General features: G+C 62.6%; 19 protein-coding genes. 16 read left to right on the forward strand and 3 right to left on the reverse strand.

Annotation, left to right across the window (positions count from 1 at the left end; genetic code table 11):
- Positions 1–117 precede the first annotated feature (117 nt).
- The 11 genes from VJZ71_12950 to VJZ71_13000 all read left to right on the forward strand — a co-directional run bounded on the left by VJZ71_12950 (position 118) and on the right by VJZ71_13000 (position 14,270).
- Positions 118–1,677, forward strand: a complete 1,560-nt coding sequence (locus tag VJZ71_12950) for a hypothetical protein (protein HKQ48972.1) — start codon at positions 118–120, stop codon at positions 1,675–1,677.
- A gap of 13 nt (positions 1,678–1,690) precedes the next feature.
- Complete coding sequence (rlmN, locus tag VJZ71_12955; GenBank protein HKQ48973.1) at positions 1,691–2,776, forward strand: 23S rRNA (adenine(2503)-C(2))-methyltransferase RlmN; 1,086 nt, start codon at positions 1,691–1,693, stop codon at positions 2,774–2,776.
- Positions 2,773–5,787, forward strand: coding sequence for an FAD-linked oxidase C-terminal domain-containing protein (locus tag VJZ71_12960; GenBank protein HKQ48974.1), 3,015 nt, complete (start codon positions 2,773–2,775; stop codon positions 5,785–5,787). The genes rlmN and VJZ71_12960 overlap by 4 nt, the downstream gene beginning before the upstream one ends.
- 11 nt (positions 5,788–5,798) lie before the next feature.
- On the forward strand, positions 5,799–6,224 hold the full coding sequence (locus VJZ71_12965; protein HKQ48975.1) for a hypothetical protein: 426 nt from the start codon (positions 5,799–5,801) through the stop codon (positions 6,222–6,224).
- The gene (locus VJZ71_12970) at positions 6,221–8,119 is read left to right on the forward strand and encodes a hypothetical protein (GenBank protein ID HKQ48976.1); all 1,899 of its coding nucleotides are present in this window, start codon (positions 6,221–6,223) and stop codon (positions 8,117–8,119) included. Before VJZ71_12965 ends, VJZ71_12970 begins: the two co-directional genes overlap by 4 nt.
- A gap of 184 nt (positions 8,120–8,303) precedes the next feature.
- Positions 8,304–9,035, forward strand: coding sequence for a hypothetical protein (locus VJZ71_12975; GenBank protein ID HKQ48977.1), 732 nt, complete (start codon positions 8,304–8,306; stop codon positions 9,033–9,035).
- Positions 9,036–9,094: 59 nt separating this feature from the next.
- The gene (locus VJZ71_12980) at positions 9,095–9,751 is read left to right on the forward strand and encodes a hypothetical protein (protein ID HKQ48978.1); all 657 of its coding nucleotides are present in this window, start codon (positions 9,095–9,097) and stop codon (positions 9,749–9,751) included.
- On the forward strand, positions 9,714–10,235 hold the full coding sequence (locus VJZ71_12985) for a peptide chain release factor-like protein (protein HKQ48979.1): 522 nt from the start codon (positions 9,714–9,716) through the stop codon (positions 10,233–10,235). Before VJZ71_12980 ends, VJZ71_12985 begins: the two co-directional genes overlap by 38 nt.
- A gap of 46 nt (positions 10,236–10,281) precedes the next feature.
- Complete coding sequence (locus tag VJZ71_12990; protein ID HKQ48980.1) at positions 10,282–11,295, forward strand: hypothetical protein; 1,014 nt, start codon at positions 10,282–10,284, stop codon at positions 11,293–11,295.
- 432 nt (positions 11,296–11,727) lie between these two features.
- Positions 11,728–13,101, forward strand: coding sequence for a glycosyltransferase (locus tag VJZ71_12995; protein ID HKQ48981.1), 1,374 nt, complete (start codon positions 11,728–11,730; stop codon positions 13,099–13,101).
- The gene (locus VJZ71_13000; protein HKQ48982.1) at positions 13,101–14,270 is read left to right on the forward strand and encodes a glycoside hydrolase family 57 protein; all 1,170 of its coding nucleotides are present in this window, start codon (positions 13,101–13,103) and stop codon (positions 14,268–14,270) included. Before VJZ71_12995 ends, VJZ71_13000 begins: the two co-directional genes overlap by 1 nt.
- Before the next feature lie 7 nt (positions 14,271–14,277).
- Here the strand turns inward: VJZ71_13000 and VJZ71_13005 are convergent, their stop codons facing one another.
- The gene (locus tag VJZ71_13005; GenBank protein HKQ48983.1) at positions 14,278–15,123 is read right to left on the reverse strand and encodes a class I SAM-dependent methyltransferase; all 846 of its coding nucleotides are present in this window, start codon (positions 15,121–15,123) and stop codon (positions 14,278–14,280) included.
- 331 nt (positions 15,124–15,454) lie between these two features.
- Between VJZ71_13005 and murC the strand changes: the two genes are divergently transcribed.
- The 5 genes from murC to VJZ71_13030 all read left to right on the forward strand — a co-directional run bounded on the left by murC (position 15,455) and on the right by VJZ71_13030 (position 20,881).
- A complete protein-coding gene (murC, locus tag VJZ71_13010) occupies positions 15,455–16,930 on the forward strand; it encodes a UDP-N-acetylmuramate--L-alanine ligase (GenBank protein ID HKQ48984.1) in 1,476 nt (491 codons plus the stop codon).
- On the forward strand, positions 16,905–17,789 hold the full coding sequence (murB, locus tag VJZ71_13015; protein ID HKQ48985.1) for a UDP-N-acetylmuramate dehydrogenase: 885 nt from the start codon (positions 16,905–16,907) through the stop codon (positions 17,787–17,789). Before murC ends, murB begins: the two co-directional genes overlap by 26 nt.
- Positions 17,790–17,889: 100 nt before the next feature.
- On the forward strand, positions 17,890–18,873 hold the full coding sequence (locus VJZ71_13020; protein ID HKQ48986.1) for a D-alanine--D-alanine ligase: 984 nt from the start codon (positions 17,890–17,892) through the stop codon (positions 18,871–18,873).
- Positions 18,874–18,926: 53 nt separating this feature from the next.
- Positions 18,927–19,895: a hypothetical protein gene (locus VJZ71_13025; GenBank protein ID HKQ48987.1), complete on the forward strand. Its 969-nt coding sequence runs from the start codon at positions 18,927–18,929 to the stop codon at positions 19,893–19,895.
- A 140-nt stretch (positions 19,896–20,035) separates the two neighbouring features.
- Complete coding sequence (locus VJZ71_13030) at positions 20,036–20,881, forward strand: hypothetical protein (GenBank protein HKQ48988.1); 846 nt, start codon at positions 20,036–20,038, stop codon at positions 20,879–20,881.
- 9 nt (positions 20,882–20,890) lie between these two features.
- Here the strand turns inward: VJZ71_13030 and VJZ71_13035 are convergent, their stop codons facing one another.
- Entirely contained in the window at positions 20,891–22,099 is a 1,209-nt protein-coding gene (locus VJZ71_13035) for a PEP-CTERM sorting domain-containing protein (GenBank protein ID HKQ48989.1), read from the reverse strand.
- Positions 22,100–22,169: 70 nt separating this feature from the next.
- Positions 22,170–23,645: a D-glycero-beta-D-manno-heptose 1-phosphate adenylyltransferase gene (gene rfaE2 / locus VJZ71_13040; protein HKQ48990.1), complete on the reverse strand. Its 1,476-nt coding sequence runs from the start codon at positions 23,643–23,645 to the stop codon at positions 22,170–22,172.
- Positions 23,646–23,766 lie beyond the last annotated feature (121 nt).

The following is a 23,766-nucleotide window of genomic DNA, read 5'->3' on the forward strand; positions in this document are numbered from 1 at the left end:
GTGGCGAAACGTTTTCGCAAGTCTAATGGTACCCGCCTCCAACGCCTACTGATTTCTCTTAGAATGGTTCCGCTGTTTTCTGGCCCTTACCGGCCGGAGAATTGAGGGGCGAAGATCATGAAAGCGGTGGCAAGACTCGTCGGGTTGTCCCTGGCGCTGCCTCTCGTTGCGGCTTGGGCGGAAACCAGCCCTCCGACGCAGCGCCGGCCTCCTGCGGATTCCGAGAATATCACGGTCCCCAAGATTTGGGATGAAAAACAACTGGCGACCTGGGCGACGCCGGTCGCGGGACTCGGGGTGCGTCCCGGTCATTTCAGCGAGGAGGAATACTACGCCGCACCGGTCGACAATCTTCGCACGTATCCTGTTTATCACCCGAATCGCGAGCCGCCGGGCTACCGCGCGTGGATGAAATCACAGGGACCGCGGCCGCTGATCGAGCCGGAGAAACTCAGGACCAAGGCGGATTGGGTCGAGGCGGGGCGACAGGTGTTCGAGCAACTGGACACGGCCCTTTCACGCACCGACGACCAGAGCGTGATCGAACACTTCAGCAGTGCCGACGCGATCGACAAGTACCGCGATGCTACGCACGACGTCATCTCCAAGGACGGCATCCTCCTGGATTATCGGTGGGTGGTGGACCGTAACGGCGGCCTCAAGATCAGCCTCTCCAGTTGTTCGGGGTGCCATACCCGATTGATGCCCGATGGTTCGCTACTTCCCGGCGCTCCTTCGAACTTCGACTTGTCGGACTCACCCGCGGCAAATGTTCTGCTTTCGAAGCTCGTTCCGACGCCCCGTCCGCCCTTGGGGAAGATGCTCTACGCTGAGTTTGGCGTCCCGTGGCTTACGGACGACACGCATGCCCGATTCAAGTCCATGAGCGATCCCAAGGTCATGAACTTTCGGGCGCTTGAGACCGGCGAACCGCCGGGCACGACATTCAGCCGCCTTAACGGTAGTCCATACTACACGACTCGTATGGCAGACCTGAACGGAGTGAAGGACCGACGCTATCTGGACGCCACGGGAACTCATGCCAATCGCGGCCCTGCGGATATCGCTCGCTATGGGATACTGGTGGAATTCGCCGACATCGCCGTGTTCGGGCCGCATCGAATGATTGCCAAGGAGTATTCGACGCTACGACTCCGACCGCCCGATGAGGCGATGTATGCACTGGGGTTGTATGTTTATTCCCTGGAGCCGCCGAAAAGCCCTTTTCCCTTTGACGAGCAGGCTCAGCGCGGGAAGTCCATCTTCGAGGCCGAGGGCTGCACCGAGTGTCACACGCCGCCGGTGTATACGAACAACAAGTTGGTGGCAGTGTCTGGCTTTGAGCCGCCAGTCGATGACCCCGCGACATTCCGGCTGGACATTTCGACGCGAAGAGTGGGAACGGACCCCGGCTTGGCACTGAAGACGCGCAAGGGGACTGGTTACTACAAGATTCCGTCGCTCCGTGGGCTCTGGTATCGCGGGCTCTATGAGCACTCGGGATCCGTGGCGTCGCTGGAGGATTGGTTCGATCCCAAGCGGCTCCGCGACGACTATGTCCCGAGCGGCTGGAAGGGGCCGGGCGTCAAGACGCGCGCCGTGCCCGGTCACAAGTTCGGGCATGATTTGTCGGACGACGATAAGAAAGCGCTGATCGCATTCTTGAAGACGCTCTAGGCTGTGGGGGTTCATGCCCGTCGATGTGAAGGCCGCACTTCACCATAGATGTGCTAAGATGGTGCATCGAGGTGTTACGGGCGTGGACGTACTCGGAACGACTTTTGCGGGAATTCGAGAGGCCCTTGCGCCGCCGGCGGGGCGCGTGGTGGCCTTGCGCCGGGAATACGCCAACCTTCTCCGAGGGCAGGACGGCAACGGCGAATTGCGGGCCGATCTGCTCCCCGTTGTTCGCGAACATCGCGACGGCGAGTTGATCAAATTCGTCCAGAAGCGGCCCGATGGCCTCGAGACCGAGAGCGTCATCATCCCCATGGCCGGTCGGGGGCGGAAGTGGAATACACTCTGCGTTTCTTCGCAGGTCGGTTGCGCGATGGGCTGCACATTTTGCGAAACGGCGCAGCTGGGCAAGCTGGCGCAGCTTCCGGCCGCAGAGATCGTCGGGCAGGTCGTCGCCGCACGACGCCACTTCGCCGCCGATATTCGCAATGTCGTCTTCATGGGGATGGGCGAGCCGTTCGACAACTTCGACGAGGTGATCCAGGCCGTCCGCGTCCTGACCGACACCTGCGGCCTGTCGATGGGTATGTCGCACATCACGATCTCGACGGTGGGGCGCGTCGAGGGAATTCGCAAGCTGGCGGCCCTCGGCTGGCGACGGATCAACCTCGCCGTCTCGCTTAATGCGCCAAACGACGCGATTCGATCGCGGATCATGCCGATCAACCGCGTGGAGCCGATGGGGATGCTGCGAGAGGCGATGCTGGCGTACCCACTGCGGAAGTGTCAGTTTTTGATGATCGAGTATGTGCTGATCCCCGGCGTGAACGACGCGCGGGACCATGCGGAAGAACTGGCGGAATATCTGCGGCCGATTCAGTGCTGCGTCAATGTCATCCCATACAATCCGCGGCGCGAGTCGCCGTACGAAGCGCCGACGGAGGCGCAAGTGTGGGCGTTCCTTGATCAACTGGAGGCGGCCGGGCAGTTCTGCAAGCGGCGCGTGACCAAGGGACGCGACTTCATGGCGGCGTGCGGACAACTCGGTAATCGGGCGCTGTCGCGGCGGGCCATGCCGGTGGCCCTGAATTGCGAATGACGAATTACGAATTACGAAAGACGAGCGGCCCTCTTCCGAACTCGTCAATCGCGCCTGCTGTCATCGACGAGTTAACCAGGACCGGTTGCGACGCCCGCGGCGACCGGCTTTCGCGGGCGCTGTTCGCCACAGACGCCAGCATTTACCAGATTATCCCCGATGGCGTGGTGTATCCACGAAGTATCGGCGACGTCCAGGCGACGGTCCGCGCCTGTGCCAAGCACGACGTGCCGTTGACCGCGCGGGGGGCGGGCACGGGGCTGGCGGGGGGCTGCGTCAACCGCGGGATTATTCTCGACTGTTCGCGGTATATGAATCGAATCGTTTCGATTGACCCGGCATCGCGGACGGCGATCGTCGAGCCCGGTGTCGTGCTGGATGATCTGAACGCGGCGGCGGCGTCTTACGGGTTGCAGTTCGCGCCGGACGTCGCGACGAGCAGCCGGGCGACGATCGGGGGGATGATCGCGAACAACTCGTGCGGGGCGCACTCGGTGATGTATGGGCGCACGGTGGATTATGTTTTGGCGCTGGAGGTGGTGCTGGCGGATGGGTCGTGCGCCGCGTGGGGCGGCGGAATAGCGAATAGCGAATGGCGAATAGCGAAAGAAGAAAATGCGCTGACGGTTCGATGTGAAGAACTCCTTCGCCGAGCCATGCGCGACGACGCGGGCGAAATCGCTGCCCGTTTTCCGAAGGTGATGCGACGCAATGGCGGGTACGCCCTCGATCGGCTGCGCGAGGCCGACGGCCGGATCAATGTTGAGACGATCATCTGCGGAAGCGAGGGGACGCTGGCGATTGTAGCCGGCGCTGTTCTAAGACTCGTGCCGCTTCCTCAACACAAGGGCCTTGTTGTCGCACACTTTGCCGATTTGCTCGAATCGCTTGCGGCGACCCCCGCGGCGTTGGCGCATAATCCGGCCGCCGTCGAACTGCTGGACAAGACCATCCTCGATGCCGCCCGTCATCACCCCGCACAGATGCGCCGGCCCTGGCTCGTCGAGGGCGATCCTCGCGGCCTGCTCATCATCGAACTCTACGATGACGATGTCGCCGTGCTGCACAACCGACTGCGCGATGTCGTAGCGGACTTGAAAGAACATGGAATGGGCTACGCGTGGCCAATGCTCCTTGACGCCGCGCAGCAATCCGCGCTCTGGGACATTCGCAAGAGCGGACTGGGACTGCTTATGTCCCGACCGGGTCAACGGCATGCGTACGATTTTGTTGAGGATACGGCCGTCGAGCCGGCGCGGCTGCGCGACTACATCGCCCGGTTCATGCGGGTGCTCGACGAGGAGGGCGTTACGGAAGCGAGCTACTACGCCCACGCCAGCGTCGGATGTCTACACGTCAAGCCGGTGCTCAATCTGCGGCAATCGGGCGACGTACAAAAGATGCACCGTATCGCCGACCGGATCAGCTCACTGGCGCTCGAATTCGGCGGGACGATGACCGGCGAGCATGGCGATGGGATCCTGCGGTCGTGCTGGCTGGAGAAGATGTACGGCCCGCGGATCGTCGATGCGTTTCGCAGGATCAAGACGGCGTTCGATCCGCAGGGGATTTTCAATCCCGGCAAGATCGTTGATCCGTTGCCGATGCTGGAGAATCTGCGGTTTGATGCGGGGGAATCCCCCGCGCAGTCCGACCCTCACCCCAGCCCTCTCCCTCGGAGGGAGAGGGACGCGACGACACTCGACTTTTCTCTTTATGGCGGGATGTCCGGCCTCGCCGAGATGTGCAGCGGCGTCGGTCAGTGCCGCCAGAAGCTCGTTGGCGCGATGTGCCCGTCGTACATGGCCACTGGCGACGAGCAGCATACGACGCGCGGTCGGGCGAATGCGCTGCGCATGGCGCTGTCGGATCGCGGTTTGATCGACGGGCTGGCCGATCCCGTGCTCGACGAGGTCATGGACTTGTGCCTGTCGTGCAAGGCGTGCAAGACGGAATGCCCGACGGGCGTGGACATGGCGAAGCTGAAGGCCGAGTGGCAGTTCCAGCGGAATCGCCGCCGCGGCACGCCACTGCGGAGTCGGCTCATCGCGGCGACGCCCACACTGGCGGCGTGGGGCTGCCGCACCGCGCCGTTGAGTAACTGGGCAGCGCAGTCGAAACCCGCCCGTTGGCTGATGGATGCGTTCCTCGAGATCGACCGGCGCGTGCCTCCGCCGAAGTTCGCCCGGCAGACTTTTCGCCAGTGGTTCGAGGAACACCGAAACAATGTCGCCGTCGGTCATTCCGAAATCCGCAATCCGAATTCCGCATTTCCCAGGGTCGTCTACTTCGCCGATACGTGGACCAACTACTTCACGCCGCAGGTTGGCATCGCCGCCGTGCGAGTCCTCGAAGCGCTAGGGTACGAAGTGATTGTCCCGCCGACCGTATGCTGCGGACGACCGGCGATCAGTAAGGGGATGCTCGACGAGGCAAAGCGGCTCGCGGAACGAAACGCGGCGATCCTCGCCCCCTATGCCGAGGCGGGCGTGCCCCTCGTCGGCACAGAGCCGAGTTGCATCCTCACGTTCGCCGACGAATTTCCGCAACTGGTGCGCACCGATGCCGCGCGGCGAATCGCCGAACGCGCGATCATGATCGAAACGCTGCTTGCACAGCACTCCGACATTCCTCAAGCCTCAGGCCTCAGGTCTCAAGCCTTGCTTTACCACGCCCATTGCCACCAGAAGGCCCTCGTTGGCGCGGGAGATGCGATGAAGGTACTGTGCGCGGTCTTCGGCGACGCCGCCCAGGAGATCGGCAGCGGCTGCTGTGGCATGGCCGGTTCCTTCGGTCACGAGCGCGAGCATTACGATGTCGCTAAGGCGATCGGCGAAGAGCGGCTCTTCCCCGCAGTGCGCGACCGGGGCGACGCCGCCATCGCGGTGTCCGGCTTCAGTTGCAGGCACCAGATCGAGCATCATACGGGCGCGCCAGCGCGGCATCTGGTCGAGTATCTGGCAAGCGCATTTGAGGCGAGCGCAACCCGCAGTGCACAAGGGCCGGTATGATTGCCTCGGCGATGACTTCTTTCGACGATCGACGAATCCTCCTGACGCCGATTTTCGCGGCGGTCATGGCATTGACGGCTTCGCATGCACTCGCTCAATCGAGCCAGCCAACGATGCAGGACCAGGTCCTCAACAACCTCCGCCAGTCTCCGGTCGGCGGTCACACGCTTGAGGCGCTGCGACTGCCGGAGGATTACCTGCGACGGGTGGCGGACCGGATTCTGCGCACTTCTTACGAGCAGCAGTTTCGCGTTGTTGTGCCCGATGGTACGGGCGCCGCGCACGCCGCCGAATTGAAACCGCCGGCGATGCCACACCATGAAAGTGCGCCGGCTGCCGGCCGTTCGCCCTGGCCTGCGCTCGTGACCACGGCTTTGGGAATCTGCCTGATGGCCGCCGTTGTGATCGCCGTGCAGGCCGTGAGGGCGCGGCGATGAAGCGGCTGGTTTTCATGTTAGTCATGATCGTCGCGCCGATTGCGCTGGGGCAGGATCGGTCGAATAATGCAACGGCCCCGTCGTCGCCTTCGCCAACTGACGTTCGCGTTGTTACGCCGAGCCTGCCGGACGATGTGCTCGCTTGTCGCCGGGAGCTGCCGGAGGAGCGGCCGCCGCTGCGCGGGTGGCGGGCGCCGATCCTCGGATTCATCGCTCAGAAATGGCCGTTCGATGAGCCCGATGCGAGTGCGCCTCCGGAAATCCGCAAAGCTGCCGACATGGTCGCCCGGCAGCTTGCCCGCGACGGTCTGCTCGCCACGCTGGCGCAGGTGATCGAAGTCCTGGGCCCATCAGAATTCGGAAATGACGCCACCGCCGACGAGGATATGCTCCGGCGTGTCGGTCTGCCTGTTGATCTCCTCCCGTACTTCAAATTGCCGGGCGTTACACCGAATGACTCGAACGTCACCATTCGGCACCTTGCTCAACGCATTACCGCCGGTCTGACCGGTCCGCTTCGCGCGGAGATCGCGGCGGCGAAATTCGAGTTCAAGAAGAGCCATGCCGACTTCCGCGTGGCGACGGAGAGCGGCGAGGAGGACATCGGGCTGGTACGCGTGCAACTTGCCAAGGGTGAGTATTGGCACGGGATCGGCGACGGCGGGGCGCTGGATATCATCCGCCAACTCACTGCCGCGCTGCCGGAAGCGAAGTTCCTCATCAGCACGCAGCAGGGGCAGACGACTCCGCTCATCGGGCTCATGCGCTTGTGGCCGCACTTTCGTCCGGAACAGGTCACGGTCATCGCCGAGCCGCTGGCGATCGGCCAGTGGGCGCAGGACAACGGCAAGGCGGGGGTCATCGAATCAGCGGGCCGTCGCCAGATCGGCACACTCGCGCCGCGCTATGCGAGCCGCGGAGATGATGGCACGACGTTTGTGCCCGGCGAGTCCTTCATGGCCGACGGCTGGGTGGCGGCGGGTCACACGGTCATCCAATCGCCGCTCATCTTCCAAGGTGGCAATTTGCTTGCCGTCCGCGATCCGAAGACGGGCGCGAGCATTTTGCTCATCGGTGAAGCGGAGGTCTATCGCAATATCGCGCTCGGGCTGACCCGCGAGCAGACGCTCGAAGCGTTCCGGATCGAGATGGGCGTGGACCGTTGCGTCGTCCTGCCGGCGGTCTCGTACCATCTCGATTACGAAGTCACCGTCCGGACGGCCGGAGACGGCGTCGTCGCCTTCGTCAACGATTCCAGCGCGGCCGCCAAGTCCATCCTCGAAATCGGTCTCGACGCGCTGAAAGAGGCGGGTCAGTTGACCAATGAAGACGTGTTATTCATTCGTGAGTCTTTCGCGCAGGGGCATGTACGGAGAGTCATCGAACGGCTCGATCAAAAGGTCTTCATCGGCGCGAGGCAACGAGGACAATTTCCTGAATCGTTGACGCGCATCTTTAGCAAGAGCCTGGTCGATTCCGGGGCGGGGAATTTTCAGCGATTCCTGCTGGCGTTGGATTTACTGATGGCGGAGGCCGCTGACGCCTTGGCGCCGGACCCCAATCTCGCCGAGTACCTTGCGGCCATCCGCCGTCGCAATGAGGATCGCAGGCTGCTTCATCAACAACTTGTGGAACTCGGCTGGCGGGTGGCGCCGATCCCCAGCCTTGCCGAGGCGGAGCGCGGGATCAATTACCTCAACGGAGTCCATGCCAAGGGCCTGTACCTCATGCCCGCGTATGGCGGCATCTTTGCTCGGCTGGACGCCGCTGTCGCGCGGGCCTTTCAAGATATCCTCGGCCCGGACATCCGCGTAGTTCCCATTCTCAGCGCCGAGAGCCAGCGCCGAAACGGGGCCATTCATTGCGCCGCCAGCGTTTACCCTCGCGTCGAATAGCTGGGCACTCATGCGGCATCGACGATCGTCGGCAAGATCGGCCGATCGGCGATATCTAAGACTTGCTTGAGGAAAGGCTTAGATCGCACTCCTTCCGATAAAGTCGAACTCGAAATGTGGCCGATAACGTGGTAGCCGTCGGGCCCCGATGGCGCCCGTCGTAGTCTCGCCGCGGGAAGTGATCATGAAGGACGACCGCATTTCGAATTGGTTCACGACCGGCAGCGCCGCTGCGCAGCCCAAGGAAGGCACGCTCTTTTACGAGGCGGTTATTGAGCCGCGGCGGAATCCCGTTGAAGCGGGAAACGACATCGCTCCGCTGGAGCCGCGACCGAGCCTGACGCTCGTCCACGAAGAGGACGAAGACATCGAGGAGGCGATCCTTCGGGATCATTCCGAGCCGCTCGACACGATCGTGCCGACGATCGCCGAACTGGCCGCGCTGCCGGACGAGGACGAGCACGACGCCTGGCCCTGGGAGGATGAGGTCGAGTCGTCGAAGGACATTGCGGTTCAGGAGGAAGGAACACCGGAATCCGACACTGTTGCACATCGCCCCGCTCCACTATGCCGCGAAGACGACCATAGCGCTTCCGAGGATGTGATCCTCTGCGAACCGACCGCCGTACTGGGCGATGAATCGACCGTTGAGTTGGAGGAGAGCACCGATACGGCAATGATCGACGACGTTGCGGCGGCTGCTCCCGCCTATGCGCTGAAGACCGTGAATACGCCGAAGCGGATCGGGAGCGGTCAGTTGGTTCCGGCGCGCTTAACGTGGCGGCCGGGCGATCCCTTTGGCAGCGACGCCAGGGGAAAGTCCCGGTTCCGCTGGGAACTGATGCTGACGTCGGCATGTGTCACGGCGGCCTGCGGGCTCGGCTGCATCTGGCTGCTGCGAACGCTTCTGGCATAAGCCTCGTCAATTCGGACCCTCACCCCGGCCCTCTCCCTAGGAGGGAGAGGGAGCATGGCATGAAAATCCTCCTCGACAATGAGCCGTTGGTGGCCGCCGACCTCCACGGCACGGCGCTGGTCGTTCATTATCTCGAGGCGGCGAAGAAGTCGCTTGGCGGGACGGAGCGCATGATCCTCGGGCTTCGGTTGGACGGGGCCGACGTGTCGGCGGCGCATCTCGAAGCAGCGCTGACTCGGCCCGTCGCGCAACTGACGACGCTGGAGTTCATTACGGCCAGCGCGCCGCAAGTGGTGGCCGACGCGCTGCAGGAGACGCTCAAGGCGCTGACCGACAGTTTCGTGACGGTACGCGAGGCGTCGGAAGCGCTGTCGAAGGGGCGGCTGGCCGAGGCGATGGAGCGCCTGACGGACTGCATCGGCGTGTGGAGCCGGACGCACGAGGCGCTGATTCATGGGGGCTCGCTGCTGCGGCTGGATTTCGAGCGCGTGGCGATCGCCGGTCGGCCGATGCTGGACTGGCTGGCTGATCTGGCCAACCGCCTGCGCGAGATCCGCGATGCGATCGAGGCCCGCGACCACGTCCTGCTCAGCGATATCCTGCACTACGAACTGGATGAAACGCTCTCGGGCTGGGAGCAGATGCTGGGGGGCGTCATTCAACACATTACCGAAACCCATGAAGACGCCGCGCGACCGATGGCTGTCGCTGGATGACGCCGGGTTGCTGGCGGACTGCGACGTCGATACCTATCGCGCGAGCGGGCCCGGCGGTCAGAAGCGCAACAAGACGAGTTCGGCGGTTCGGCTGCGCCATCGGCCCAGTGGCCTGATCGTGATTGCCGAAGAGAGTCGTTCGCAGCATGAGAACAAGGCGAAGGCCGTGCGGCGATTGCGGATGGCCATCGCACTGAGTATCCGGATCGAGCCGGGAGGCGACTCGCGCGCAACTCTATCGAATTACAAGACGCGGACGGGGCGCATTGAAGTTTCCACGCGAAATTCGGATTACCCTCTCGTCGTCGCGGCGGTGTTGGACGAGATTACGGCCTGCGCCGGCCGCATGCAGGAAGCGGCGGCGAACCTGGGTCACTCCACGGCGCAGCTTGCACGCTTTGTAACGGACGATGGTAAGGTCCTGGATATCGTGAATCGCCAGCGGCGCGAGTTGGGATTGAAGCCGTTGACCCCCTCAAAGTAGATGCCATGTTGCGGAAGAAGGGTTGGCGGACTACGTTTTCCCTTATATGGCGTTTTCATTCTCGGATGTTTTCAAGGCTTTCGGGTATACCCTGAGCCTGCCGGAGCGGCTGGTGCGGTCCACGGCGGCCGCCGTCGGCGGCGTGAGCAAACTGCTGACCGACACGATCATCCCTGAGCCGCTGCGCAAGACGACGGCGTACACGGCGATGGTGGGGAACATGCAGCGGTTTCTCATCGAGAAAGTCGCCGAGGTGCAAGGGGCTTATGAGAAGGGGGCGGAGGGAGACCTGCCCGATAAGTACATCCCGCGCGTGATCGCCGGCAACGTCATCAGCGCCGCCGGTCTCTTCGCCATGCGTCTTTCGCCGCTGTGGGTGTTCGCCTTCCTGAGCGATGCTGCCCACGGCTCACAAATCTACCTTAATCGTCTTGTCGGAGAGTTGAAGGAGAGCGGCGTCATTCCCCCCAACTCCGACATCAAGGGGATCGACGAACTCCTGACCGTCCTGGGCAAGGCGGGCAAGGACACGGCGCAGGTTTTTGACCTCCCGCCCGTCGATGTGGATTCGCTGAAAAGACTTCGCGACGAGATTTCGACCGGCTACACCGGCGTCTTTAAGGAAGCGACGGACTTGATGCCGCGGATGGACACGCTGTGGGGCAAGATGCAGACGCTGGCGACGCGCGACGGTGTCGCCGTGGAGTCGATCGTGGGTCTGATGACGCTGGACCTGGGCAAAACGGCGGGCAAGGCCGTGGACACCGCGTTCGCGGTCGGCAACGTCACGGCCGATCTGCTCAATGAGACGATTTTTCAATCGTATGGCGAGACGATCGAGCGGATTCAGAGACAGGGCGCCGTGGCCTGTCTGGAGGAAGCCGGCAAGCCATATGTTGAGGCGATTGCTTCGCACTGGAGCGTGGGGAAAAAAACGTTGACGGAACGAGCCTGGGATTGTGTGACGGGTGCGTTGACGTCGAAGGACTCGCCCGCAGAAGAAGTCACAAACTCGATTCCGCCAGCTGACAATAGCGGAAAGAGCGCAACCCAGGATTAGCGATAGACAATATCTCAATCACTCTCGGCTAGTTGTTATCCGCAATCCAACAAAGGTAAAACATTTTACCGCGCCCCGGTTGACACTCTATCGGTCAACACCGATACTTGCCCCGGCCTCGGCAAGGTGCTGCCCTTTTTTTTCAACCGCTTGCCGAGCGTCGGTTGGCGGCAGGGCAGCGGCAATAACTGAGACCAGATCTCGGCGATTGCAATTCCGGCCGCCAAAAAATTCCAAAAGGGGCGGAGAGAATCCCACGGCGGATTCGCGGGGGCGGTCGCAACGGACTGGCGGCCCGTTATTTCCATTGGGAACGGAATCCCAAGACCGCGCGAGTGCGACGGCTCGGACGCGGCGAGAGCGCTCTAATTCTGTCGCGGCGCGGCGAAAATCGGCGCGGGCGATGTTGTCGGCCGAATGGCATGCACGACCATGAGAATTTTCATGCTGGGTTGGGAGTTTCCACCGTTCATCAGCGGCGGTCTGGGCACCGCCTGCTACGGACTGACCCGCGCGCTGAGTGACCTGGGCCATCATGTCATTTTTCTACTTCCGCAGCCGGTCGCGACGGAATTTGCGACGCACGTTCAACTGAAGACGCCCGCTTCGGCGTCGCCGGAGCTGTTGGCGGAGGTGTACAAGGCGTACACGCTTTCGGAATTCAAGAACGTTGAATTCCGCGCGATCCCCGCGATGCTTCAGCCCTATCGCTCGCCTGACGACACCAGTTATGAGCGGACCGAGTCGGTCACGCAGTCCATGGATGTTCACGATTATCAGCCCCAGGGCGGCGGTGCGGCCGGGGCAGCGCCTCCGCCGTCGGTCGTGGCCGAGGCGATTCGCGCGGCAGGGGCTTCGGCGCATTATGGCGGGGACATGTTTGCGGAGGCCCAGCGCTATGCGCGGATCGCCGTTCTCCTGGCGCGCGATGAAAACTTCGACGTGGTCCACGCGCACGATTGGATGACCTATCCGGCGGGGATGGCCGTGGCGCGGGCCCGCGGCAAACCGCTTGTCGTCCATGTCCACTCGACCGAGTTCGACCGCAGCGGCGAAAACGTTAATCAGAAGATCTACGACATCGAGCGCGAGGGTGTCCACGCGGCCGATCGAACGATTGCCGTGAGCCATCTGACGCGAAATATTCTGGTGGCCCGGTACGCGGCGCGGAGCGAAAAGGTCGAGGTGGTCTACAACGCGATCGATTACAACGGCAACGGCGACAAGGTCGAGCTGCCGCCGGCGATTCAGCGCGACGAGAAGATCGTGCTGTTCCTCGGCCGGATCACGATGCAGAAAGGACCGGAGTATTTTCTGGCGGCGGCCAAGAAGGTGCTGGGGCATGTCAAGAACGTCCGCTTCGTGATGGCCGGCAGCGGCGACATGACGCGGCGCTCGATCGAACTGGCGGCGGAACTGGGGATTGGCCACAAAGTCGTGTTCACGGGCTTTCTCCGGGGCGATGACGTGGCGCGTATTTTCAAAATGGCGGACTTGTATGTCATGCCCAGTGTGAGCGAGCCTTTTGGCATCGCCCCGTTGGAGGCACTTTCGCACGATGTACCGGTTCTGATCTCCAAGCAATCCGGCGTGTCGGAGATTCTGACGCACGTGCTCAAGGTGGATTTCTGGGACATCGACGAGATGGCCAACAAGATCATTGCGGTCCTGCGCCATCCGCCGCTGCAGAATACGCTGCGAGAACACGGCAGCTTCGAAATTCAGAAACTTACCTGGCGGGATTCGGCCGCCCAATGTGTCCGCGTGTACGGCGACGCGATCGCCGCGCGGCCGGGAACTCGTTGATGGCTTCGGTCTGTTTCTATTTTCAAGTCCACCAGCCCTACCGGCTGCGGCGCTATTCCATCTTCGACGTCGAGCAAAATTATTTCGACGACCACAAGAACGCCGAGATTTGCAACAAGGTCGCGAACAAATGCTATCTGCCCGCCAATCAATGCATCCTCGACCTGATTCGCGTTCACGAGGGGCGGTTTAGGGTCTCCTATTCCATTACCGGCGTCGTCCTGGACCAGTTTATCTATTACCGGCCGGAGGTGATTGACAGCTTCAAACGGTTGGCCGATACCGGTTGCGTCGAATTTCTCGCGGAGACTTTTTACCACAGCCTCTCTTTTATCTACTCGCCGACGGAATTCGCCGCGCAGATTGCCGCGCAGCAGGCCAAGATCAAGGAACTGTTCGGCCAGACGAGCCAGGTCTTCCGCAACACGGAACTGATATACAACAACTCCGTCGCCAAGGCGGCCGAGGCCCTGGGGTTCAAAGCCGTGATCGCCGAGGGGGCGGACAAGTATCTGGGCCACCGCTCGCCGACCTACGTCTATCGCCCGCCCAACAGCAAGATCAGCGTCCTGCTCAAGAACTACCGGCTCTCGGACGACATTGCCTTTCGCTTTTCGAATCGCGGCTGGACGGAATGGCCGCTCACGGCGGAGAAGTTTGCGAAATGGGTCGATCAGGTGAACGGCAACGGTTACACGGTCAATCTGTTCATGGACTACGAGACCTTCGGCGAGCACCAGTGGACCGAGACCGGCATCTTTGATTTTCTGTACCACATGCCCGGCGAGGTGATGAAAAACGGCAAGAACGACTTTAAGACGCCGAGCGAGGTCGTAGCGGCGTATCCGCCATCGGGCGATTTCAATGCGCCGGATCTCATCAGTTGGGCGGACACGGAGCGGGACTTGTCGGCGTGGCTCGGCAACGCGATGCAGTCCAATGCCCTGCAGGAGATTTACGCCCTGGAGAAGGCGGTCAAGGCGACGGAGGACCCGCAGCTTCTGCACGACTGGCGGCGGCTGCAGACCTCGGATCATTTCTATTACATGTGCACCAAGTATTTCGCCGACGGCGACGTACACAAGTACTTCAACCCGTACGAATCGCCCTATGACAGCTACATCAACTTCATGAACGTATTGGATAATATCGCGTCGCGGACGAAATAACGGCGCGTCAGGCCCTCGCCCATCCAATTTGTGCCAGGGCGGGGATGCGGAGGACCTTGTCGCGGCGGAAAGGTTCGACGGCCGCGATGACTTCGGCGGCGACGGCGTCGCGCTGGGCGGGCGTGAGGCTGTCGTAGACGGTTCGCAGGCTGCTGCCCATCTCGTAGGTCATCTCCCAATACTCGCGGCCGTCGCGGACGACGGTGGCCAGCGGCACCGGCTCGACGTGGATGCCCTCGAACCCCGCGGCGGCGAGGGCCGCTTCGAGCTGACCGGGGTCGGAGAGTTGCAACATGCAGGGCTTGGTGGAGTCCAGCGGCGGAAGTTGCACCTGACGATTCAGAGCGGCGTTGACGGCGGCGAAACCGGGGCTGCCTTTTTGCGGGGTCCAGGTGGACATGGCGAATCGACCGCCCGGCTTGAGCCAGGTGCGGACGCGGCGAAGTACGTTGACGACGTCGGGGCAGAAAATGAACGACCATCGTCCGCAGGCGGCGTCAAATGAGTGTGGCGCGGCCTCGAAATCCTCCACGCCGACCACTTTGAAACCAATGTTGGTGAGGCCGAGGCTTGTCGCTCGGGCCGAGGCCGTTTCCACCATCTCGGCCGCGGGGTCGATGGCCGTAACCCGGCCCGTCGGGCCTACTTTTTGGGCGATCGCGACAGCCGGGTCGCCGATGCCACAACCGACGTCCAGGACGCAATCTCCCGGCGACAGCTCCAAGGCATCGACGAGCCGGAGCGTCATCGGCCAACTGAAGGCGACGATGTGGGGTTCCCATTTGCGCCAGCCTGCCGTGGCGGCGGACCAGTCGTTAATGATACGTTGGCGGAGGGCATCGGCGTCGGACATGCCCTAAGCCTACCACCAATCCGGCGCGGCATAAAAAACGCCGCGGAGTTCGCCGTAAGTCCCCGATTCCGCCGATATCACAGGGTTGGCGCGTCGGTGTTGGGAGCGCCGAAACCCGATCCCGTTGCCTTGACTTACGCGCGCTGAATTTTGTGGCCCGAACCTCTTGCGATGGCGGCGCGTAAATGGGTAGGATGCAGGGGGGACGGCGCGGCGTCAGGGTTCCTATTCTGCTGTCACCGCGGGTGTTACGGGCGACCGCTTGAGGAGAGGGCGATTGCGGGTCGTGCCGCGGTCTCGCCAGGTTCGGCTTCACATGGAGGTGAGCCTCATGTCCAGCTATCTTGATTCCCAGGACCTTGGATTTACGGCGGATTCCCTCCGAAATAGCCGTCGTCTGCGCTCCGACCAGCGGCAGCACTGGTCCAGCCCCTATGCGGCCAAGCGGGTGCATCTGGTCGGCGTCGGCGGCTGTGGGATGAGCGGTCTGGCCGGCGTCCTCCTTCGCTGCGGAGCGCTGGTGACCGGCTCGGATCGGTCGTCGTTCAAGACGCAGGCGCGGCTGGAGGAGATGGGGGCGTCGATCACGATCGGTCATGCCCCGCTCAACGTCCCGTCCGATTGCGATCTGGTGGTGTATTCGGCGGCGATCCGGGATGACAACCCGGAGATGGCGGAGGCGAAGCGGCGCGGGACGGCACGGATGAAGTACGCCCAGATGCTGGGGGAAGTCATGCGGCTGCGCGCCGGAATTGCCATTGCCGGGACGCACGGTAAGAGCACGACGACGGCGCTGGTGACGTTTATTCTGCGGCAGGCGAAGGCGGACCCGTCGTTCGTGGTTGGCGCGGACGTTGAGCAGCTCGACGGCGGCTCGGGAGTTGGCGACGGCCCGCACTTCGTTGTCGAGGCCTGCGAGTTTGACCGCTCGTTTTTGAATTTGCTGCCGCGCTACGCGGCGATCCTGAACATCGAGGAAGATCACCTCGACTGTTTTCCCGATCTGCACTCGATCACCGAGGCGTTCAAGGCGTTTGCGGCGCTGGTCCCGCCCGACGGCGTGGTCATCGCCAACGGCGAGGATGCGACGGTCCAAAAGGCGGTGCGCAACGCCCGCGGCAAGGTGGAGCGGTTTGGAACTACGAATGGATTGATGTGGCAGGCGGTGAACATCGAGCACACCCTGGGGTGTTACCAGTTCGACATTCTGCACGACGGCGAATTCCACCTGCACGCGTCGCTGAATCACCTGCCTGGACGGCACCACGTGATGAACGCGTTATCGGCGGTCGCGCTGGCGCACCATGCGGGCATTCCGGCCGATTCCGTTGCGGCGTCGCTCTCGAAATTCGCGGGGGCCGAGCGGCGCTTTGCACGGCGCGGCGAGGTGGGCGGGGTCCTGCTTCTTGACGATTACGGCCACCATCCGACGGAGATTCAGGCGACGCTGCGGGCCGTCCGCGAGCATTATCCCGGGCGGCGGCTGTGGCTCATCTTCCAGCCGCATCAGCACTCACGGACGCGGTTCCTGCTGGAGGATTTCGCCAGGAGCTTCGGTCAGGCCGATCACCTGCTCGTGCCGGATATTTATTTTGTGCGGGACAGCGCCGCCGAGCGCAATGCCATTTCGAGCAGCCATCTGGTGGATCGCGTCCGCGCCAACGGCGGCGACGCGCTATACCTGCCGAGTCACGAGCAGATCGTGGAGCACATCGTTGCGCATGCGTCGGATGGGGACATTGTTTTGACCATGGGAGCGGGAGACGTCTGGAAGATCGCCGATGAACTTGTTCGACGACTGGGGTGACGGCGTCTGCCGGCGGGGGGTGCCGCTGGCGCCGTTGACGTGGTTCCGCCTGGGTGGACCGGCGGAGTATCTGCTTGCGCCGGAATCCGAAGAACAATTGGCGACCATGATCCGCCGATGCCGAGAGAGCGGCCTCGTCGTGCGATTTCTGGGGCTGGGGGCGAACGTGATCGTGCCGGACGCGGGCGTGAGCGGGGCCGTTGTGCGGCTGGACGCTCCGGCCTTTACAACGATCACCAACGAGGGCTCGCGAATGACTGCCGGGGCGGGTGTAGACCTGACCAAGCTCGTGCGCAAGGCGGTGAGGGATGGCCTGGCGGGGTTGGAGAATATCGCGGGAATCCCCGGGACCGTCGGCGGCGGCATCTGCATGAACTGTGGCGGGCGCTATGGCGAAATCGGGACGGCCGTGAAGCGGATTCGCGTGATTGGATCGGACGGCCGGCGGTACGAGCGGGACCACGACGATCTGGAGTTCGGATACCGGCACTGTGCGCTGGGGAGCGACTGCATCGTGTCGGCGGAATTTGATCTCGAGCCGATGGACCGCGCAGAACTGGAGATGCGTTTCCGAGAAATCTACCTCTACAAGCAGAACACCCAGCCGCCCCTCGGGGCGCAGAGCGTCGGGTGCATCTTCCGTAACCCGTCGGGCCGCTCGGCGGGGGAAATCATCGATCGGGCGGGGCTTAAGGGGCTGCGGCTCGGAAGCGCCTATGTCTCGGAGCGGCATGCGAATTTCGTCCTGGCCGATCCGGGCGGCCGGGCGACGGATGTGATCGAGTTGATCCGGCTGGTCGGCCAGCGGGTGGAAGACCACTGCGGCATCCGGCTGGAGCCCGAGGTCAAGATATGGTGACGGGGTGACGAAGTATCAAGAGCGGGATTAGCGGTCCTTGGAGAGGACTGACCGGGACGCCGGTGCTCGTCTGATCCCGCAGTCCATAAGGAGGTGTTTGGTGGTGCTTACAACTTCAACGCGTTTTGATGCCAGTCGGATGGTCCTGCCGACCGTCCGGGAGAAGCTTGCACTGACGGTGCTGTCCGGAGGGCCGAGTCACGAGCGGGCGATCAGCCTGCAGAGCGGACAGTCCGTGGCCGAGGCGCTGCGCGGCTTGGGGCATGATGTCGTCGTGGCGGACGCAAGCCCGACGGATTTCAAGGGGCTGGCGCGGCAGGTGGACTGCGTATTCGTGGCGCTGCACGGGCAGTTCGGTGAGGATGGCGAGGTGCAGAAGGTGTTGGAGCGTCGCGGCCTGGCCTATTGCGGCTCGGGGCCGGAGGCGTGCGCGACGGCGATGAACAAGTACCTTTCCAAACGGAAGTTCATGGAGCTGGGCCTGCCGACGCCGCGCTACAGCGTCGCCACGAAGAGCGAGATTTCCATTCGCGAAGCGATGGCGGCGTGGACCCTGCCGGTTGTCGTGAAGCCGATCAAAGAGGGCAGCAGCCTGAATTGCCACATCGTGCGGGAGTATGGGCAGTTCCGACCAGCGATTGAATCGGTGCTGGCGGCCTATGGCGACTGCATCATTGAGGAATACATTCCGGGCAAGGAGATCACCGTCGGCATCCTGGGGGACAAGGTGCTGCCGCCAATCGAGATTCGGACGAAACGGGAGTTTTACGACTACGACGCGAAGTACAACGACAGCGACACGCAATACCTGTTCGACATTGACCTGCCGGCGGACTTGCTCGGGCGGATTGAAGAGATGAGCCTCAAGGCGCACGAGGGCCTGGGCTGCCGGGATTTTTCGCGCGTCGACTGGCGGGTCGATCCCGAGACGGGCGAGGGGTATATCCTCGAAGTCAATGTGATTCCCGGCATGACGTCGCACTCGCTGGTGCCCAAGGCGGCGGCGAAAGCCGGGTTGGCCATGCCGGCACTGTGCCAATACATCGTCGATTCGGCCATTAAGCGGAAGTTCGCACGGCCGTAACGTAATTTGAGATCTCCGATGCGAGATCAGGATCGTGACCAGGAATCGCCGTCGTGCTGAAGCGCAAGGATAAGTCCAAGTCCAAGACCGAATCCGTCTTCGGCATCTGGGCCGGGCAGTTGAGCCGCGCCGCCGCGGAGTATTTTCGCGCGCGCCGGCGAACGGTCTGGCAGGGCGTCATCGCCGGCTTGACGTTTTCCGCGGTCGTCTATGGGCTCGTTCGTCTGAACGACTACGTTCATCGTATGGACGCATATGACGGAGCACTGGCGCTGGAATGGGTCGATCTGCCGGATTGGCTGACGCTTCCGGACAATCAACATGTCCTGGACGATCTCGTCCGCGCCGTAGATCTGCAATCGACGGACCGGATGTTGGATGCGCAACTCGCGACGCGGATCGGGACGGCCCTGGCCGCGCCGGAGGTCGGCTGGGTGCACGCGGTGGACCGCGTGCGAATCGAGCCGACCGGCGTGGTAGCGATCAAGTGCCGGTTCCGGCGGCCGGCGGCGTGGGTGCGCCACGGACGATACTGTTATCTTGTGGATGGCGAGGGCGTGCGTCTGCCGGGGACGTATGAAGTGGATGATTGCCGCGTCAATGCGCTGCTGATGGTGGACGGCGTGTCCGCCGCCCCGCCGAACATCGGGCAGCCCTGGCCGGGGGCTGATCTGGCGTCGGGGTTGCGTCTCTCCGCGCTGCTCGCCGACCAGCCCTTTCGCCATCAGATCGGCAGCATCAGCGTCGCCAACCACCGGGGTCGCCGCGATCGGAGCCGGCCGCATATTGAGCTGGCGACGGATCGCAAGGGCTCGCGGATCTGGTGGGGCCGGCCGCCGGAGGACGACTTTGGAACGGAGATTACGGCCTCGCAGAAGCTGCTGCTGCTGGAGACGCTCTATCGCCAGTGGGGGCGGATCGACATGAACCGGTCGTACGTGAACATCATGACGTGGCCGGATCGGGTGGCCATGCCCGCGGTGATGCAATCCTCGGCCCAGGGCAGGCTGCTGCGCGGATGAGGCCGCGAATGGCGAATTACAAATAGCGAATAGCGAAAAGGGCCGAAGAGGGCTATCCTTTATTTCGTTCTAAGTAATTGGCGAACGGTGGGCATCCTGCGTTCGGTATTTCGCTATTCGCCATTCGCTATTTCGCCATTATGCCCCCGACCGATCCCCAACCCTGGCTCGACACCTTCCGCGACCTGCTCCATTTTTACGTTCCGCCGCTGGAGCCGACGCCGACGCTGGTTTTCGGCAGCCTGGCCGTCGCCATGGCTGGACTTTTCCTTGCCTTTCGCAGCGCGAAGTTTGAGCGGTTGGTGGTATGCGTGTTTGCGCTGCTGCTCGGCGCCTGGATCGGTTGGCGGATTTCGCTGCTCGTCGGGACGCCGGGGCCGATCTCGATGGCCGTCGTGGGCGTGCTGCTGACGGCGCTGGCTTATCGCACGTACAAGTTCTGGCTGGCCGCCGGGTCGGTCGTCGTGCTGTTTTGTCTGGCGATGACCTTTCAACTGGGGCGCGGCGATCTGACGCGCTATATCCCCACGGGCACGCCGCAGGAAGAGCGGATTAAGGACGGCATCATCCAGCGGTTGAACACGGAGGAAGAGCAGCAACGGCAGTTGCACCCGCAGGCGGTCGATCAACTTGCCAAGATCAAGGAGCGATTGGCGGCGGAAATGCAGTCGCTGGGACCAATGGGCTGGCTGATGCCGATCGCGGGGGCGATTGTCGGCGGGCTGCTGGCGTACTGGGCGTTGCGGCTGTTTGTCGTGGTGTGGCTCGGTCTGGTGGGCGCGTTGATGACGGTCCTCGGGGCGTCGGCGTTTCTGACGGCGCAGTGGCCGGGCTTGCGCACTACAGTTCTCGACGAGCCACGGATCGCGCTGGGTGTTGTGGTGGGCCTATGGCTCCTCGGCTTGGTCTTCCAGGCAAAGGAGGCGCGACTGCCGGCACGGAAGGAAAAGGCCGCGCCGGCGGGGAAGCCGGCGGCGCAGGAGTGACGTCCTGCGTCAGGCGCCACATGGCAACCAATCGGGAAGAGAAAGGCGTTTTCGATGTCGATGGGCGGTAAGGAATCCAAAAAGGTAAAGAGCACTCGAGGTTGGTTCAGGAATGACGGCGATCCAGCCTTCACTTCGTCCGTTATGTGATCCCTGGCCCACGATGGCCAGGCCATTGCCAGAAACCGCCGTTGCAGATTTAAGATCCCAACCTGTCAGGTCGATGCCCAATTCGTTTACAAGCACATCTTGCAAGGAGCGCATTCCATTCAATTGGTCCCATACGAATGCTCGAGGGTTGTACGATGGTCCCGTTGAGTAACGTCCCACAATAATGCTGCCGTCGTAGGATGAAGCGAATGCGTTACTATGGTGGTCTCCGGTAGAGTTGGGGACATTTCCAAGAAATTCTATGCCTTCGTCCTCCGACCAACGGATTGCCCTTGTTAGTGTTCCGGGGGACGGGACATCGTAACCGACCACAACGTTTCCGTTTCCTGAAACTCCATTGGCCGTACTTTCCAAACTCGCCCAGGGGCTGTTTATTGCTACCAGTCCATCATTATTAGTCCAGCGAAACGCCTGAAATGTTTCAGGGCTGTTTGTACCAAAACCCACGACCACCGAGCCATCTGAGGAAACGCCAGTGGCTTCACTATAAAGGTCGCCACCAGGCAAGTCTCCAAGCAGCGCCATTCCGGTAGCATTTGTCCAGCGATACGCCTGCGTGCCAAACGCGTTTGTACGACTCCCGACAATCACCGAGCCATTGGCCGATGCTGCATAGGCCCTGCTGGGATTACCCGCACCCGGATTGGACGACAAAGGCATGACTCCGCCCGCAGTGGTCCAACGGACCGCCTCCAAGATACTGTAAGTCGAGCCGGTTCCGACTACGACAGCGCCGTCGTCGGAGACTCCGCTCGCGATACTGTACGGCCCTCCCCCGGGAATGAATCCCAATCCCACGATGCCGGTCTCGATGGTCCAACGGAATCCCTCATCGAAATAGCCGACACCCGGAACATAGCGTTCGCTAAGTCCCACTACGACTGAGCCGTCGGCGGAAACACCAAGTGCTCCGCTGTAATGGGCATCTGACAGGTGGCCTAGCCCGAGAAAACTCGGAGTCACGCCTAGGCTTTGTGCGATTGAAGATGCGGAAATGGAGCAAAACACAAAGATATACACGCCCAAAAAACGACCTGGAGTACCCATGTCGCGCTTCCTTATTTGGCGAGTAAATCAAACTGCGAGCCTAAACGGTCAGCGTTCTTATTACAAGTGGTCAACCCCGTATTCGCTTGATAATGTCGGTCGTGCTCCGGCCTTCTAGCAGCGGGGCCAGCAGTACTTTCCCACCATATTTCTCGACGAACTCCTGACCCGCGACCGTCTTGCCGGACCAGTCGGCGCCTTTGAGGAGGATGTCGGGGCGGACGGCTTCGATCAGTTTCGCGGGCGTGTCGTCGTCGAAGAGGACGACGTAGTCGACGTCGGCGAGAGCGGCCAGCACCGCGGCGCGGTCGTCCTGGGCGACGATGGGGCGGCCGTCGCCTTTGCCGAGGCGGCGGACGGAGGCGTCGGAGTTGAGACCGACGACGAGCAGGTCGGCGTGCTGTTTGCAGAAGGCGAAGTTGGCGACGTGACCGGCGTGGAGGAGGTCGAAGCAGCCGTTGGTGAAGGCGATTTTCTCATGCCGCGCGCGGCGGCGGGCGAGTTCCGGGAGGAGGTGGTCGAGGGTGCGGACTTTGCCGAGCGTTTTGTGGTGTTCGAGGAGGATCTCCCCGACGACTTCTTCGCGCGTGATGGGGACGCAGCCGAATTTTTCGACTTCGAGGCCGCCGGCGACATTGGCGAGGGCGACGGCCTCGCGCCAGTCGGCGCCAGCCGCGACGGCGACGGCGAGAGCAGCGAGGACTTCATCGCCCGCGCCGGTCACGTCGTACACATCGCGGGATTTGGTCGGAATATGCTCGAAGGCCCCGCCGGGGCCGATCAGGGCGGCGCCCTCGGCGTCGAGCGTGACACATGCGTAGCCGGTCTGGCAGGCGGCGATGATCTTTGACGCGGCGCCCTTGACGGCGGCGACGCTGCGCAGGCGGGCGCCGATCAGCTTCTCTGTTTCCGTGCGGTTCGGCGTGACGATCGTCGCCCCAGAGTATCGACTGTAGTCGGTGAGGTTGGCGGGGTCGACGAGAACGGGGAGCTTGCGCTTTTTCGCGGCGGCGATGACGGCTTGCGCGGTCTTCGGCGTGATTACGCCCTTGTGATAGTCTTCGATGCAGACGGCCCCGCAGCCGGTGAGCCGTTCTTCGAGGCGGGCGAGAAGCAAATCGGCGGTCGTGTCGTCCAGTGGGTCGGAGTTCTCATCGTCGATGCGGATGAGCTGTTGGCGGTGGCGATGCTGCGCGAGACCGACGAGGCGCGTCTTGCGCGTGGTGGGGCGATCTTTGATACGGACGAGACCGGATGCGTCCGCGCCGGCCTTCGTCAGCAGCGCGCTGAGCAGTTCAGAATCCGCGTCTTCGCCGGCGATGCCGAGACAATTCGCCGTCGCGCCGAGCGCGGCGATGTCCGCGGCGACGGAACCGGCGCCGCCCAGCGCATCCTCCTGGCGAACGACGCGCAAGACCGGGACGGGCGCTTCGGGGCTGATCCGCTCGGCGTCGCCGTAGAGATAGCGGTCGATCATGAAGTCGCCGACGACAAGGATGCGGCGGCCGGCGGCTCGGTCGAGGATTTCACAGAGTCGTTCCCACATATATCTGCGTGTCATTATCAGGGCGGAGGGTCCGATTCAAAACCCCCGCATCGTTCGAAACGATCCGAGTCAACGGTTTGGGATGCCCGGCGCGAATAACTGGCCGACTGCATGAACATCA

Source organism: Phycisphaerae bacterium (assembly GCA_035275405.1).
Taxonomy (GTDB): Bacteria; Planctomycetota; Phycisphaerae; order UBA1845; family UTPLA1; genus DATEMU01.